The sequence below is a fragment of the Arthrobacter sp. P4_F10 genome (assembly GCF_056401435.1).
The window spans coordinates 39,974-54,612 of sequence record NZ_JBFUJJ010000006.1 but is presented as its reverse complement, the minus strand read 5'-3'; the positions used below and the strand labels follow the sequence as shown (position 1 = coordinate 54,612).

The window sequence follows — 14,639 nt, the reverse complement described above, 5'->3', positions numbered from 1 at the left end:
GAAACCACCGAACTCGCCGTAAACTTGCGGCGCCTCCGCCGCGTTCCGGCGAACTGGGGGCGGCGTCCCAAAAAGCGCCGTCGCAACAAATCTGGGGTGCGGCCTCGCGTTTTCCACATAACGACGGCGAGGCCTCCCGCCCGATTGGATGGCAGCGCAAGCTTGTGGCATGACGCAGATATCCCTCCTGGAGCTGCCTCCGACAGGCAACCTCTGGCGCACCGAACAACTCCTGGACCTCGGCTACGGCTCGCGCGCCATCCGTTCGCTTCTGGATTCGGGGGGCCTCGTCCGGCTCCGGCACGGCTGCTACATCCGCGCCAGCCTGTGGCGGGCCCAGTCCCCCGCCGTCAGGAGCCGGCAGCTCATCTACGCGCATGCCCACGGGACGCGCACGACGTCGACGGGCGCCTTCCTCTACAGCCACACTTCCGCCGCACGCCTCCGCCGCCTCTACCTGTGGGACGTGGATGACGCGATCCATGTCCTCCAGAAAGTGCGCCCCTCGAACGAGCGCCACGGCAGGGACGTCCGTTGCCACACGCGCCCCTTCGCGGAACACGACGTCGCCGTAGTGAACGGCCTTCGGACGACTTCCCTGGAGCGCACAACGGCCGACTGCGCCATGCTGCTGGGCTACAGGCAGGCGTTGATCCTCACTGACCACGCGCTTCGCCTGGGCGCGGACCCGGCCGCCCTGCAGACCATGGCAAATGATCTGGACGGCCGCCGGGGAATCCGGACGTTCCGGCGGGTCCTCGCCTCGGCCGATCCGCGGTCCGAATCTCCCGGCGAAACCCTGGCGCGCGAGCTGATCCTGCGGTGCCGGATCAGGCCTCCTGAGCCGCAACTGGAGGTCTCAAGCCGCGCCGGGCGCCATCGCCTGGACTTTGCGTGGAAAGAGGAGAAGGTCGCCCTCGAGTTCGACGGCAAAATCAAGTACTTCGATTACAGTCCCACAGCCGAGGTGATCTTCGAGGAACGGCGCCGGGAGAAGGCCCTGACTGAAGAGGGCTGGCGGTTCGTCCGGGTTGAGTGGAAGGACCTCTTCCGCGAGCAGGAATTCAAGAGCCGTCTGCTTCGTGCGCTGGCTAGACGCCCGCACCCTTGAGCGTCGAATTCGCCGGAAGCCCGCAACGTCGCCGGAATCTTACGGCGACCCCGCGGGTTTCCGGCGAAGTGCGTGGCGGCGGGGCGCGGAGTGGGCGTCGGCCGAGCCCGTTCTGCCTCTCGGGTCCCTTGGGTGGCGGCGGGGCGCGGAGTGGGCTCCGACGGGCGGCGAACTGCGCGGCCGGCGGCGGATTGGGTGGGCTGCGGCAGGGCGCGGAGTGGGCAGAGGTCGGCGGCTGCCTACGCCCCGTAGCTCGGTTCGCGCCTCTTGACCCAGCCGATGGCGAGCGAGGTCAGCGGCACGAAGGCGAACTCCACGAGGGTCTTGTAGAGGAAGCCCACGAGGACGTAGTTCACGAACATCCCGGCGTCGGTAATGCCGATCACGGACGCGGCGATGCTACAGAAGATCAGTGTGTCCACGAATTCGCCGGCCACGGAGGAGCCCATGATGCGCGCCCACAAGGACCTTTCTCCGGTCCGCGCCTTCATCTTCACGAGGATCCACGAGTTGATCGTCTGGCCTGCGAGGAAGGCCAGCAGCGATGCCAGCACAATCTGCGGGACCGGCCCCAAAGCGCCCTCCAAGGCTGCCTGTTTGGAGGCACCGTACTCGTCGCCGAACCCCGGAAGGGCGATGATGACCCAATAGCAGAGGGACGCAAAGACGGACAGCGCAAAGCTGGTGACGATAGCCTTGCGCGCCACTTTGAAGCCATAGACCTCGCTGATGACGTCGCCCAGGATGTAGGCCAGCGGGAAGAGGAAGAATCCGCCGTCTGTGATGACGGGGCCGATCGCCACGCCCTTGGACGCCCCGATGTTGGACAGGATCAGCACAACGGCCATGACGGCCAGGATGATGCCGAAATACGGGGAGCCGATCGAGGCGAACCTCGGCGGAGCTGAGGCCGGGAAAGTCTTGGCGGAAGTCATGGGCATTCCATTCGTAGTGGTTCGCTCGGCGGCCCGTGCCCGCAAGGGGAACACGCTGGACGGCCGGCTGTATTAGCACTGGACGGCCCCGGTGACGCGAGCCGACGGAACCGCCTCCATTGTCGCACCCGGCGGTGCGGGCACGGCGGTCTGGACGGCGGTGTAGGCCCGACCAGTAGCCGCGAGTTCGCCGGAAACGCCCGAGGTCGCCGGAAATATACGGCGATCCGGAGCGCTTCCGGCGATTTCGAAGACGACGGGCCGACGCCGCCGGGCCCATGCCGCCGGGCCCACGCTTCGTCGGCGGCACCCACGCCGCCCATGCGGCTCGCCCTCACCCTGTGAACGCTCCGGGCGTGGTGGCAGGATGGGGCCATGGACAAGACCCATGCCTGACACCGCACTTTCCACGCGCGCCCTCGTCAAGCGCTACCGCGACGTCACCGCCGTCGACTCGCTCAACCTCGACGTCCGCCGCGGCGAAATCTACGGGTTCCTCGGCAGGAACGGGGCGGGTAAAACGACGACGATCCGCATGTTGCTCGGCCTGATCCGAACGACCAGCGGGGAGGTGAGCGTACTCGGCCGGCGCGTCAGGCCTGGCGAGACGAGCGTGTTCTCGCGCGTCGGCTTCCTCGTCGAGACCGCGACCGCCTACCCCAACCTCACAGTGCGCGAGAACCTCGACATCCAGTGCCGCCTCACCGGCTCGCCGGCGCGATCCGTTGCCGATTCGATCGCGCTGTTGCGCCTCGATCCGTACGCCGACCGGAGCGCCGGGCAGCTCTCGCTCGGCAACAAGCAGCGCCTCGCCCTGGCCCGCGCGCTGCTGCACTCCCCCGAGCTGCTCGTGCTCGACGAGCCGGCTAACGGGCTCGATCCGGCCGGTATCGTCGAGATCCGCGTGCTGTTCCGTTCGCTCGCCGACGAACGCGGCATCACCGTCTTCATGTCGAGCCACATCCTCGCCGAGGTCGCTCACCTGGCAGACCGGATCGGCATCGTCCACGAGGGCCGCCTCATCGAGGAGTCGTCGCGCGAGGAACTCGCCGCGAAGGCACGCGCCTTCGCGGCAGGCGCCTACACCCCGGAAGAGCGCGAGCAGGCCCTGCTCACACTGGATCTGGAGCGCTACTTCCTCGCGCGCACGGGCGATGGCCCGAAGAGTGGCGTTGTCTGATGTTCGGACGGGTGCTCTCCACCGAGTTCATGAAGCTTCGCCGCGCCAAAGCGACGTGGGCCACGCTGGCGGTGCTGGCGCTGATGCCCCTCGGCATCGCGCTGTTCATGTGGATCGTGCGCGAACCGGGGCGGGCTGCCCAGCTTGGGCTTCTGGGGACCAAAGCGAGCCTCGCCGGGCTAGAGGCGACGTGGCCCGAATACTTCTACATGCTCACGCTGGTCTTCGGTGTCGGTGGGATGCTGCTGCTCGCATTCATCGTCGCCTACCTGTTCGGCCGGGAATACCGTGATGCCACTGCCAAGAACATGCTCGCGCTGCCCGTGGCCCGTCACTGGTTCGCCGTCGCGAAGCTGGCGGTCGCGGCGGTGTGGTGGATGGCGCTCGTAATCATTGTCCTCGTCGAGGCGATGGGGATCGGACTGGCGATGGGATTGCCGGGGTTCTCGGCGCGGCTGGCCGGGACCGGAATCGCAAACGTGCTTCTGGCTGCGGGGATCTCGTTCCTGCTGGCGCCGGTGATCGCCTGGATTGCCGTCTGGAGCCGCGGCGAAGTGGCCCCCATCGCCTTCTCCCTCGTGATGCTGGCCCTGGGCAACTTGTTCGGCAAGACCGGCTGGGCGGAGTGGTTCCCCTACTCGATCGTCCCGCTGCTGATCGGCTTGGTGGCCGACCCCGTCGGCTCGCTCCCGGCGGGCAGCTATATGGTGCTCGCGGCGACGTTTGTAGCTGGCATCGCCGCCACAGTCCTGCAACTGCGGTTTGCGGACAACGCCCAGTAAGCCCGGGGCCGGGCGGTCGCCGCCCAGAGCCGACACCCTACCGGCGCCAGCATCAACGACGACGGCGTGCCCGCGGCTCCCGGAACGTACGTTCCGTAGCCGGCGGCCCGCCGTCGTTCTCCCCCGAGACAATCCCCGAGTCGTGGCGCCTAGCGGCGCGAGGCGTCGATGAGGTCCTTGTCCTCGTCCTTGGGGCCGGAAACACCGGCGCCCGTGTCGACAGCGGCAGGCGCCCAGGCGTGACCCTGCTCGTGGTCCAGGTGCGTGGACTTCTTGTTCTTCAGCGCGAAGATATAGACCAGAAGGGAGATGCCGATCGCCACCGTGACGTAGGTGAAGAAGAGTTCTTCCTGGCCGGCTTTCTGCAGTGCCGCGCCGATCAGCGGGACGGTGCCGCCGAAGAGCGAGTTGGCGATCGCGTAGCCCAGGCCCACGCCGAGGGCGCGGATGGACGCGGGGAACAGCTCGGCCTTCACCAGGGCGTTGATGGAGGTGTAGCCGCCCACAATCAGCAGGCCGCCCATCATGAGCAGGAACGCGGTCATCGGATCCTTGGTTCCGGCAAGGGCGGACAGAAGAGGCCAGGTGAACAGGACGCCGGTGATGCCGAACCACAGCAGCAGCGGCTTGCGGCCCACCTTGTCCGAGATGATGCCGTAGACCGGCTGGAGCAGCATGAAGATGAACAGGGCCCAGAAGTTGATGACCGAGGTGTCGGTCTTGGCGATGCCGGAGGTATCGTTCATGAACTTCAGGATGAAGTTGGTGTATGTGTAGAACGCCACGGTGCCGCCAAGGGTGATCCCGATGCAGATCATGAGCGGCTTCCAGTAGCTGGTGAACAGCAGCTTCATGGTCCCCGGCTGCGCCTCGCCCGCCACGGCAGGGGCCTTTGCGGCCTCGATCTGTTCGGCCGAGACGGTTTCCTCCATGGAGCGCCGCAGCCACAGGACCACCAGGGCGGCCACGCCGCCGATCGCGAACGGGATGCGCCAGCCCCATTCGGTCAGCTCGGCCTTGGGCATGGCGTTCTGCAGGAGCACGAGGACAAGCAGGGCCAGCATCTGGCCGCCGATCAGAGTGACGTACTGGAAGCTGGAGAAGAAGCCGCGGCGCTTGGAAGTGGCAGCCTCGGACATGTACGTGGCGCTGGTGCCGTACTCACCGCCCACGGAGAAGCCCTGGATCACGCGGATGAGGACCAGCAGGATCAGGGCCCACAGGCCGATCACGTCCTGGGTGGGCAGCACGGCGATGGCGAAGGAGCCTGCGGACATCATGGTCACGCTCAGCGTCAGCGCGGCCTTGCGGCCCTTGCGGTCGGCGTACCGGCCGAAGAACCAGGCACCGATCGGGCGCATCAGGAACGACGTCGAGAAGACGGCCATCGCCTCGAGGCCGGCCTGGAGCTCGTCCGTGGAGTTGAAGAAGTGCGCCTGGAAGTAGGCGGCGAAGACGGTGTAAACGTACAGGTCGTACCACTCGACAAGGTTGCCGGCCGAGCCTTTGAGGATGTTGCCGACGGCTTTCCGGGCCTGGGCCGCTTCGGACAGTTGGGTGCTCATCAATGAACCTTCCTGGATCCGGCGCCGCCTGTAAGCAACACCGTCCGCCACCCTAGTCCGCGTGATCCGGAGCACTAAGGTTATGTTCATACTGTTCATGGAATGCTTGTTCATGAGCACAATGCGGGTGGATTTGGCTGCGTGGCAGGATGAAACCATGACTTCTACCGCATTCGACTCCGCTGCCTTGGCCGCCTCTGACGCCGCCTCTGACGCCGCCTCCTCCCCCGCCGTAGCGCTGACCATCGCAGGCTCCGAAGCGACCGGCGGCGCCGGCGCACAGGCTGACCTGAAGACGTTCCAGGAACTCGGCGTCTTCGGGATCGCGAACCTGACCTGCATCGTGTCCTTCGACCCCAAGGACAACTGGAACCACCGCTTTGTCCCGGTGGACCAGCAGGTCATCGCGGACCAGCTGGAAGCGACGACGGCGGCCTACGGTGCCGCGTCCGGCGCACCGTCCGTGTTGGACACCGTCAAGATCGGCATGCTGGGCAGCCCCGCGACGATTTCGACCGTGGCCGCGGCGCTGGCCGGCGGACAGTTCGCCAACGTGGTGCTGGATCCGGTGCTGATCTGCAAGGGCCAGGAACCGGGCCACGCCCTGGACACTGACCAGGCGCTCAAGTCCCACATCCTGCCGCTGGCCACTTTCGTCACGCCGAACCACTTCGAGGCCGAGTCGCTCTCCGGGCTGGAAATCACCGACGTCGAGTCCCTCAAGGCCGCCGCGGTCCGCATCCACGAACTCAGCGGCGCCGCGGTGCTCGCCAAGGGCGGAGTGCGACTGGTTGGCCCCGACGCCGTCGACGTCTATTACGACGGTGAAACGCTGGAAGTCCTGTCCGCCCCGAAGGTGGGCGAAGTGGCCGTGTCCGGTGCCGGGTGCTCGCTCGCCGCGGCCGTGACGGCCGAGCTCGCCAAGGGTGCGACGCCGCTGGCGGCCGCCCGCACCGCGAAGGCGTTTGTGACCGCAGGAATCCGGAACCGGTTGGCCTCGGGCGCCCCGTTCGATGCCTTGTGGCAGGGCGGCCCGCGCTAAACGCTAAGCCGCCGAGTTCGCCGGAAACTCTCCAGTTCGCCGGAAGTCTGCGGCGAACTGGAGAGCTTCCGGCGATTTGGTTCCCGGTTGTCTGCCCGTCAGCGCGGGTCCGCGACCTTCCCCATGAAGAGCGGGAGCCCGGTCTCGACGTGCACGATCTGGTAATGGAACGGCCGGTCGAACTCGATGGTCCGCTCCGGCTGGGGCGGGGCACTGGTGACTGCGCCGTTGACCTGGGTCACGGCCGCGGCCACGGTGCCTTTCTCTGCGACCGTGATGTTGGCGGCCTGGGCAGCCTGCGTGAGCGTCAGCTTCGGCTGGATGGCGTTAAAGTCCTCCGCAGTGCTCAGAGTTTTGTGCAGTCCGAGGGCTCCAAGCACCTTGCGCAGGTCAAAACTGCATTTGTGATCCCACCGGGGCAGCTGGATCTGCACGGATTCCGCCTGCGCCGTGTCGAAGGCTGCCGCAATTTCCGTCAACTTCCCGACGTCGAACGCAGTGGCCGGCGGGCCGGAACCGGCGTCGGGCAGAACCAGCCGCATGACGAAGCCCTCCGCATACGGCAGATCAACTCCGCGCCAGCCCTTGCCTTCCGCGTATTTCATTTTCAGTTCGTTGTTCATGGCGGGAGCGGCGATTTCCTCGCCATCCGCCAAAGTGAAGGGCAGGTCCGAGGTGTTGTTCGGATCAAAGGGCGCACTCCAGGCGGCCGCGAAGTACAGCGCATTGAGCAGGCTGAAGGTGTTGTCCGGATCGTATTTCGCCGGAGCCTCCTTGATCCGGCCACCGGTGTTCTCCGCCACCCAGGCATCCATGGCAGGCTTCGTGGAGCGCTCGTCCGGGAAGTTCACTGGGTACACGCCGGTTCCATAGTGCCGGCCAAGGGTGGCCAGGTACTCCTGGCCCGTGGGCACGGTTTTGTCCACAAACAGGCCGTTCGCCGCGTGCATCACCGGTTTACGCGGCGGGTTCTCCTCGTCCACGGCCCCGGGGTCGCCGTCGAACTTTTCGAGGGAAGCGAGCACCGCGTTCATGGCTTCGTCCCGCCGGTCCGCGGGGAGTCCCAGCACCCCGTCCATTTCGGCGGCGGTGTCCCCGGTGGCGCCGGCCCGCAGCATCGCCAAGGCAATCAGCAGGCTTCCCGGCGAGGAAACGACGTTGCCGTTGGTACCGTCACCGCCGTCGGACAGCAGCGCCGCGCCGAGTTCAAGGGCGGAAGCCCGGAATGCCTGAAGTTCGGCGGCATATGCCGTGCTGTCGACCGCAACCCGCTCCACGCCGTCGGCCTTCAAGAGCCCTGGGGCCGGGGCCGAACATGCGGTGAGGGCCGCCACGGCTCCCGCCGCAGCAATTCTGGCCACCTTCAACTTCATGGCTGCCCTCCGACAGGTGCGTCCGACTATAGGCGGAATCCGCCGCTCCCAGTCAACCAGCCGGAGCGTGGCACAACGATGCCTGTACGGTCACGGTTTGCCGTCGTTTTGGTCTCGGGGCGGCGGCTCCGCGGTTCCCATCCGGGGCGCCGATCCGGTGGTTCTCCTGAGGCACGACGCCGGTGCCACTGACGTCCAGTTCGCCGGAACTGCTCGAGTTCGCCGGAAGTTCGGAATGAATCAAGCTGTTTGTGACAGCTGGTTGGTTTTGTGGTTGATGCCGGCGTGGGCCGGGGCGGGTGGTGCGGTGGGTTTGTTTCGGTAGCGGTGAGGATGCCGGGCGTGGCAGGCGTTGAGGGTTGCCTGCCGCCGCTGGCGTGCCTGGTCGACCCGTCCTTCGTGGACGGTGTCGGGTGTGTAGTAGTTCAGGCCGCTGTGGCGGTGGTTGGCGTTGTAGTCGGCGAAGTAAGCCGCCATGTAGTCGCGGGCGTGCTGGAGGTCCTGGAACCGGCGGGGAAAGTCCAGGTCGTATTTCACGGTTTTGAACAGGGATTCTGAGTAGGGGTTGTCGTCGGAGACCCGCGGGCGAGAGTAGGACAGTGTGATGCCCAGGGACTGGGCAAGCTGTAGGGTGCTGCCGGCCCGCATGGGTGCGCCGTTGTCGGCGTGGAGTACGGCGGGGCGCTGCCGGTTTTCGGTGACCGCGCCGTTGATCAGTGCGGCGGCGAGGGTGGCCGTTTCGGTGTGTTCGACGCGGTGCCCGACGACTCTGCGAGAGAAAACGTCCAGGATCGCGTAGAGCCGGAAGGTGTGTTTTCCCGGGCCGTGGAGCATCGTGATGTCCCAGCTCCAGAGCTGGTTCGGGGCGGTTGCGTGGATGATGGGTTTGGCTCGTTTGGGGCCGGTTCCCGTGCGCTGTTCGCGGCGGTCGCCGTTCTGCCCGTTCCGGGCCACGATGCGGTGGGCGGCGGCGATGGAGAAGAAACAGTGCCCCGCGTCGAGCATCCGGTAGTAGGCCTGGGTGACGGAGAGGCCGGCGTATTCCCTGGAGTTCAGTAGCTCCATGAAGGCGTCGGCTTCGGTATCGGTGATCCGGTTCGGGTAGGCACGGTCGGGATGGGGTACCAGGATGCCCGTCGGTGTAGGCGGGCTCAGACGCCGGTACCAGGCCGTGCGGTGAACGCCTACCAGGGCGCAGGCCTTCACCGCGGACCAGCCGGCGGTGATCAGTTTCCCGGCAAAGGTCAGGGCGATGTCTTTCCAGGTTTTGGCGTCAGCCACTCCGGCCGGCCCGGCTCCGGCTCCTCCACTTTGGATCCGTCGCCGCCGCGCTCTTGGCCATCGCGTCCAAGAGCGCGGAAGCTTTTCCCAGAATGTCCACGGCAGCCTCGGACCGCGCCAGCTTGGCCTTGAGGATTTCGTTTTCCTTCAAGACCCGTTTGAGCAGCTGCTTATCGCCTGCGTTCAATCGCTGGTCCTCCTCCAGGTTGTCGGATCTGGACCTCAGTTCACCGGACTCCCGCTCGCGGCACCAACGGTTCATGGTGCCTTCGGTGATGCCCGCCGCCCTGATGAATGCGGCTTTAGATCCCCACTCGAGGCATTTGTCGTACTCATCCAGAATCGCGTGCTTCTGGTCGGTAGTGAAGTGCTTCCGGTTCGAAACACGAACAGGCATAACGAAGTCCATGATGGACCTTCCCCCGCTCTGAGCACCGGCTCCAGCAACAGAAAACCTGTCACACAACAGCCTGACACACAGGGAGTTTCCGGCGAACTCGAGACTTTCCGGCGAATTCGCTACGTCCCGGGAGGCGGGCGTCAGCGCCGCGGGATGTTCCGCAGGTTGCTCCGTGCCATGCTCACAGCCTCGCCGGCGCCCCGGTTGAGGACCACCTTGGACATCGCCGTGGCGAAGCCCAGGACCTGGGCGCCCTTGATCTTCGGCGGGAGGGACAGCGCTTTGGGGTCCGTGATGAGCTCCACGAGCGACGGCCCGGGGTGGGCGAAAGCTTCCCGGTAGGCGGCTTCGATGCGGGTCGGGTCCGTGACCCGGACGGCGTGGAAGCCCAGGGCCCGGGCAACATCCGCGTAGTTGGCGTCCGGGACATCGACGCCGAAGTCGGGGAGGCCGTCCACCAGCATTTCGAGTTTCACCATGCCCAGCGTCGAGTTGTTGAAGACCACCACGTTGACCGGGAGCCGGTGCGCGGCGACCGTGATGAGCTCGCCCAGCAGCATGGACAGGCCGCCGTCGCCGGAGACCGAGACCACCTGCCGGCCGGGGTAGGCCAGTTGGGCGCCGATCGCATGCGGCAGGGCGTTGGCCATGGAGCCGTGCAGGTAGGAGCCGATCAGCCGGCGGGTGCCCAGCGGGTTGATGTACCTCGCGGTCCAGACGTTGCACATGCCGGTGTCCGCCGTGAAAATCGCGTCCTCGGCCGCCACCTGGTCCAGCAGCGAGGCCGCGTATTCCGGGTGGATCGGCTGTTTCGTCCCCACGTTCCGGGTGTACGCCCCCACGGCCTTGTTCATGAGCCGGTCGTGCTTCCTGAGCATCGAATCCAGGAAACGGCGGCTCTTCTTGGCCGTCAGCAACGGCATGAGCGCGGCCAGGGTGGGAAGGACGTCGCCGTGCACGGCAATGTCTACGTCGGTTCGCCGCCCGAGCTTGTGGGCGGCCCGGTCCACCTGCGCGGTGCGGGTTCCCGGGAGGAACTGGTCGTACGGGAAGTCCGTGCCGAGCAGGATCAGCAGGTCCGCGTCCTCGATGCCCTCGGCCGCGGCGCCGTAGCCCAGCAGCCCCGTCATGCCGATGTCATACGCGTTGTCATACTGCATGAAGTCCTTGCCGCGGAGCGAGTGGCCGATCGGCGCCGCGATCATCCCGGCGAGCGCGATCACCTCGGCGTGGGCGCCCTCGACGCCGGCGCCGGCAAAGATGGCCACCTTGGCGGCGGCGTTGATGGCGTCGGCCAGTTCCTGCACGCTGGCGGGGTCCGGCGTCAGCGTGGCCGGCCGGAATGCCGCGGGGGCCGGGGTTGCGGCGGTCGCCTCCAGACCGGCGATATCGCCGGGAAGGGTCACGACGGCGACGCCGCGGAGCCCGACGGCGTGCTGGATGGCGCTGTGCATGACCCGGGGCGCCTGCTCCGCGGTGCTGATGAGCTCGGAGTAGACCGAGCATTCGTTGAAGAGCCGATCCGGGTGGGTTTCCTGGAAGAAACTGCTGCCGATCTGCTTGCTTGGGATGTGCGAGGCGATGGCCAGCACCGGAGCCCCGGAGCGGTTGGCGTCGTAGAGCCCATTGATCAGGTGCAGGTTGCCGGGCCCGCAGGAACCGGCGCACACCGCGAGCCGGCCGGTTAGTTGGGCTTCCGCCGCCGCGGCGAACGCGGCCGCCTCCTCATGCCGGACATGGATCCAGTCGATGCCGCCCTGCTGCGAGCCGCCGGTCTTGCGGACGGCGTCGACGATCGGGTTGAGGCTGTCCCCCACGATCCCGTAGATCCGCTGCACGCCGGCAGCCTGGAGTTGTTCGATGAGCTGGGTGGCAAGTTCTTTGGCCATGGGTGCACGCTCCCGCGAGGTGGATCGATGAGCTGACACAGGCCAATATAGTCCGCCCGGCCCGGGCAGAACCTGAGTGAGGGTCAGTTCCCCGAGTGCGCCTGCAGGAAGGTGTAGACCTCGGTCTCGTCCACCCCGGGGAAAGCGCCCGGCGGCATCGCGGCCAGCAGGTGGGAGTGGGCCCGGGCCGAGGGCCAGGCGTTGCCGGCCCATTCGGCGGTCAGCGACGCCGGCGGGCGGCGGCAGCAGCTTTCGTCAGGGCAGGTGGACTTGGACCGTTCCGTGGTGTCGCGGCCGCGGAACCACTTCACATGCGCATACGGGACACCCACGGACAGGGAGAACTCCCCGTTCGCGGAGCGTTCCGTCCGGGCCGTGCACCAGTACGTCCCGGCCGGGGTGTCGGTGTACTGGTTGTACGCGCTGAACTTGTCCGGGACGTCGAACACCACCCGGGACGTCCAGTTCCGGCACGAGAACTGGCCCTCGATGGCGCCGGTGTGGTCCTGCGGGAACGTCACGCCGTCGTTCTCGTAGGCCTTGTAGATGATGCCGCTCTTGTGCGTCTTCTGGAAGTGCGTGCGGATGCCCAGGTGCTGGGTGGCCAGGTTCGTGAACCGGTGCGCGGCCGTCTCGTAGGACACCGCGAAGGCGTCCCGGATGTCCTCGACCGCGATTTCCTTGGCTTGTTTGGCCTCCTGCAGGAATGCCACCGTGGCCTGCTCGGGCAGCAACAGCGCGGCGGCGAAGTAGTTTGTGGCCACGCGCTGCATCAGGAAATCGCCGTAGTTGTTGGGGGTCTGGTGGCCCAGGACGTAGTGGCCCAGCGCCTGCAGCAGCACCGAACGGGGGTCGTGATCGCTGCGCGCGTTCTGCGTGAGATAAATTCGGCGGTTCTTAAGGTCGGTCACCGAACGCGTGGAATGCGGGAGATCACCCACATGGTGGAGGCTGAATCCGAGGTGCCCGGCAATGTCCGAGATGACGTGGTGGGACAGCGGACCGCTTGTGTGTCCCACCGAGGCCAGGACCTTCTGCGCCTCGGCTTCGTACTCGGGGAAGTAGTTGTTCCGCTCCCGCATCATCGCCCGCAGTTCACCGTTCGCGCGGCGGGCCTCCTCCGGCGTCGCGATCTGTTCGTTCAGGCGGCGTTCCAGCTCATGTTGCAGCCCCACCATCGACTCCAGCACATCTATCGGAAGCCGCGAGCTGATGCGGATTTTCGGCAGGTTCAGGGACTCATAGATGGGGCTGCGCTGGTACCGTTCCAGCTCGATCTCTAGGGCCGCACGCCGGTTGGGCGGCTCCGCGCCAAGCAGCTCGTCGATGCTCACCCCGAGCGCCGCTGCAAGCTGCTGGAGCAGGCCAAGCTTGGGCTCGCGTTTTCCGTTTTCCATCAGGCTCAGCTGGCTTGGCGCTGTGCCGACGGCGGCACTCAGGTCGTCGAGCGTGAGGCCTGCCGCCTTGCGCAGATGGCGGACGCGCCGGCCCAGGCTGATGACGTCCACCTCCGGCGCTGCGGGCGCGGACGGCGAAAGAGCTTGGCGATTCCAGCTGGTTGAGTGCATTTCTTGAGAATACGCGAAGAAGTGCATTTCTTTCCATCCTTTTAGTCTAGAAACCCCTTGGAAAGTGAAGAAAAGTAGAACTCACGGAAAGATTCGCATCCGGAACAACCAGTCAGGATCTGCAGAGACGCAGACTGGCCGGCCCGGACCCATCAAGGAGACAAAGATGACTGCAGCATTTGAGCCCACCCAGCAGACGCCCGAGCAGCAGGCCGCCGCACTGGAGCTCGAGTGGGCCGCCAACCCCCGCTGGGAAGGTGTGACCCGTGACTACAAGGCAACGGACGTCGTCCGCCTCCGCGGCCGCGTCTCCGAAGAACATACGCTGGCCCGCCGCGGCTCCGAAAAGCTGTGGACGCAGCTCACCCAGGAGCACAGCACGGGCAAGTACACGAACGCCTTGGGCGCACTGACCGGCAACCAGGCCGTGCAGCAGGTCAAGGCCGGGCTCCGCGCCATCTATCTCTCCGGCTGGCAGGTCGCCGCCGACGCCAACAACTCCGGCCACACCTACCCCGACCAGTCGCTCTACCCCGCGAACTCGGTGCCCACGGTGGTCCGCCGCATCAACAACGCCCTGCTCCGCGCGGACCAGATCGAGTTCTCCGAGGGCATCCAGACGGTCGAAGACTGGATGGTCCCGATCGTGGCCGACGCCGAGGCCGGCTTCGGCGGCCCGCTCAACGCCTACGAGCTCATGAAGTCGATGATCCAGGCCGGCGCCGCGGGCGTGCACTGGGAAGACCAGCTCGCCTCGGAGAAGAAGTGCGGCCACCTCGGCGGCAAGGTCCTGATCCCCACCCAGCAGCACGTCCGGACGCTGAACGCCGCCCGCCTCGCCGCCGACGTCGCCGGCACGCCGTCGGTCATCATCGCCCGCACCGACGCTGAGGCGGCCACCCTGATCACCTCCGACGTCGACGAGCGTGACCAGGAATTCATCCTCCGCGAAGGCGGACAGCCGGTCCGCACCCCGGAAGGCTTTTACAAGGTCCGCAACGGGATCGAACCCTGCATCGCCCGCGCCAAGGCCTACGCCCCCTATTCGGACCTCATCTGGATGGAAACCGGAACCCCGGACCTGGAGCTGGCCCGCAAGTTCGCCGAGTCCGTCAAGGCCGAGTTCCCGGACCAGATGCTTTCCTACAACTGCTCGCCGTCGTTCAACTGGCGCAAGCACCTCGACGACGCCACGATCGCGAAGTTCCAGCGCGAACTCGGCGCCATGGGCTTCACGTTCCAGTTCATCACCCTGGCCGGCTTCCACGCCCTGAACTACTCGATGTTCGACCTCGCCCACGGCTACGCCCGGGAAGGCATGAGCGCGTACGTCGAGCTGCAGGAGAAGGAATTCGCCTCCGAGTCCCGCGGCTACACCGCAACCAAGCACCAGCGCGAAGTCGGCACCGGCTACTTCGACGACATCGCCACCGCGCTCAACCCGAACGCATCCACCCTGGCCCTGGTGGGATCCACCGAAGAAGGCCAGTTCCACTAGACACTTCCCTGCCAG

Annotated in this window: 12 protein-coding genes; 5 read left to right on the top strand and 7 right to left on the bottom strand. The window is 66.5% G+C overall.

Features of this window, described 5'->3' with window-relative positions; translation table 11 throughout:
- Positions 1 to 169: 169 nt before the first annotated feature.
- Positions 170 to 1,111 (top strand): type IV toxin-antitoxin system AbiEi family antitoxin domain-containing protein, encoded by a 942-nt coding sequence (locus AC1DR1_RS09235; protein ID WP_476966866.1) that lies wholly within the window; start codon positions 170 to 172, stop codon positions 1,109 to 1,111.
- Between the two features lie 239 nt (positions 1,112 to 1,350).
- On the opposite strand, the gene AC1DR1_RS09230 is transcribed toward AC1DR1_RS09235, so the two are convergent.
- Positions 1,351 to 2,046 (bottom strand): queuosine precursor transporter, encoded by a 696-nt coding sequence (locus tag AC1DR1_RS09230; RefSeq protein ID WP_229993655.1) that lies wholly within the window; start codon positions 2,044 to 2,046, stop codon positions 1,351 to 1,353.
- Between the two features lie 388 nt (positions 2,047 to 2,434).
- On the opposite strand from AC1DR1_RS09230, the gene AC1DR1_RS09225 reads away from it, so the two are divergent.
- Positions 2,435 to 3,226, top strand: coding sequence for an ABC transporter ATP-binding protein (locus AC1DR1_RS09225; protein WP_476966865.1), 792 nt, complete (start codon positions 2,435 to 2,437; stop codon positions 3,224 to 3,226).
- Positions 3,226 to 4,008 carry an ABC transporter permease gene (locus AC1DR1_RS09220; protein WP_476992498.1) on the top strand — a complete coding sequence of 261 codons (783 nt, stop codon included), beginning with the start codon at positions 3,226 to 3,228 and terminating at the stop codon, positions 4,006 to 4,008. The genes AC1DR1_RS09225 and AC1DR1_RS09220 overlap by 1 nt, the downstream gene beginning before the upstream one ends.
- Before the next feature lie 149 nt (positions 4,009 to 4,157).
- On the opposite strand, the gene AC1DR1_RS09215 is transcribed toward AC1DR1_RS09220, so the two are convergent.
- Positions 4,158 to 5,573: an MFS transporter gene (locus AC1DR1_RS09215; protein ID WP_476992497.1), complete on the bottom strand. Its 1,416-nt coding sequence runs from the start codon at positions 5,571 to 5,573 to the stop codon at positions 4,158 to 4,160.
- Between the two features lie 157 nt (positions 5,574 to 5,730).
- Between AC1DR1_RS09215 and AC1DR1_RS09210 the strand changes: the two genes are divergently transcribed.
- A complete protein-coding gene (locus tag AC1DR1_RS09210; protein WP_476992496.1) occupies positions 5,731 to 6,615 on the top strand; it encodes a hydroxymethylpyrimidine/phosphomethylpyrimidine kinase in 885 nt (294 codons plus the stop codon).
- A 98-nt stretch (positions 6,616 to 6,713) separates the two neighbouring features.
- Here AC1DR1_RS09210 and AC1DR1_RS09205 read toward each other — a convergent pair whose 3' ends face one another.
- The 5 genes from AC1DR1_RS09205 to AC1DR1_RS09185 form a co-directional block, all read right to left on the bottom strand.
- Positions 6,714 to 7,988: a serpin family protein gene (locus AC1DR1_RS09205; protein ID WP_476992495.1), complete on the bottom strand. Its 1,275-nt coding sequence runs from the start codon at positions 7,986 to 7,988 to the stop codon at positions 6,714 to 6,716.
- 240 nt (positions 7,989 to 8,228) lie between these two features.
- Entirely contained in the window at positions 8,229 to 9,269 is a 1,041-nt protein-coding gene (locus AC1DR1_RS09200) for an IS3 family transposase (protein WP_476992494.1), read from the bottom strand.
- Positions 9,262 to 9,666, bottom strand: coding sequence for a hypothetical protein (locus AC1DR1_RS09195; RefSeq protein WP_476992493.1), 405 nt, complete (start codon positions 9,664 to 9,666; stop codon positions 9,262 to 9,264). Before AC1DR1_RS09195 ends, AC1DR1_RS09200 begins: the two co-directional genes overlap by 8 nt.
- A gap of 143 nt (positions 9,667 to 9,809) precedes the next feature.
- Entirely contained in the window at positions 9,810 to 11,558 is a 1,749-nt protein-coding gene (locus AC1DR1_RS09190) for a pyruvate dehydrogenase (RefSeq protein WP_229993661.1), read from the bottom strand.
- A gap of 83 nt (positions 11,559 to 11,641) precedes the next feature.
- Positions 11,642 to 13,153: a helix-turn-helix domain-containing protein gene (locus tag AC1DR1_RS09185; protein ID WP_476992492.1), complete on the bottom strand. Its 1,512-nt coding sequence runs from the start codon at positions 13,151 to 13,153 to the stop codon at positions 11,642 to 11,644.
- Between the two features lie 139 nt (positions 13,154 to 13,292).
- Here AC1DR1_RS09185 and aceA point away from each other — a divergent pair, with 139 nt between their 5' ends.
- Positions 13,293 to 14,624 (top strand): isocitrate lyase, encoded by a 1,332-nt coding sequence (aceA, locus tag AC1DR1_RS09180; protein WP_229993663.1) that lies wholly within the window; start codon positions 13,293 to 13,295, stop codon positions 14,622 to 14,624.
- Positions 14,625 to 14,639: the final 15 nt, after the last annotated feature.

Coding starts and splice junctions, on each gene's coding strand:
- AC1DR1_RS09225 (WP_476966865.1), top strand. CDS start 2,435: ATGCCTGACACCGCACTTTCCACGCGCGCCCTCGTCAAGCGCTACCGC.
- AC1DR1_RS09220 (WP_476992498.1), top strand. CDS start 3,226: ATGTTCGGACGGGTGCTCTCCACCGAGTTCATGAAGCTTCGCCGCGCC.
- AC1DR1_RS09195 (WP_476992493.1), bottom strand. CDS start 9,666: ATGCCTGTTCGTGTTTCGAACCGGAAGCACTTCACTACCGACCAGAAG.
- AC1DR1_RS09190 (WP_229993661.1), bottom strand. CDS start 11,558: ATGGCCAAAGAACTTGCCACCCAGCTCATCGAACAACTCCAGGCTGCC.
- AC1DR1_RS09185 (WP_476992492.1), bottom strand. CDS start 13,153: ATGCACTTCTTCGCGTATTCTCAAGAAATGCACTCAACCAGCTGGAAT.
- AC1DR1_RS09205 (WP_476992495.1), bottom strand. CDS start 7,988: ATGAAGTTGAAGGTGGCCAGAATTGCTGCGGCGGGAGCCGTGGCGGCC.
- aceA (WP_229993663.1), top strand. CDS start 13,293: ATGACTGCAGCATTTGAGCCCACCCAGCAGACGCCCGAGCAGCAGGCC.
- AC1DR1_RS09210 (WP_476992496.1), top strand. CDS start 5,731: ATGACTTCTACCGCATTCGACTCCGCTGCCTTGGCCGCCTCTGACGCC.
- AC1DR1_RS09230 (WP_229993655.1), bottom strand. CDS start 2,046: ATGACTTCCGCCAAGACTTTCCCGGCCTCAGCTCCGCCGAGGTTCGCC.
- AC1DR1_RS09215 (WP_476992497.1), bottom strand. CDS start 5,573: ATGAGCACCCAACTGTCCGAAGCGGCCCAGGCCCGGAAAGCCGTCGGC.
- AC1DR1_RS09235 (WP_476966866.1), top strand. CDS start 170: ATGACGCAGATATCCCTCCTGGAGCTGCCTCCGACAGGCAACCTCTGG.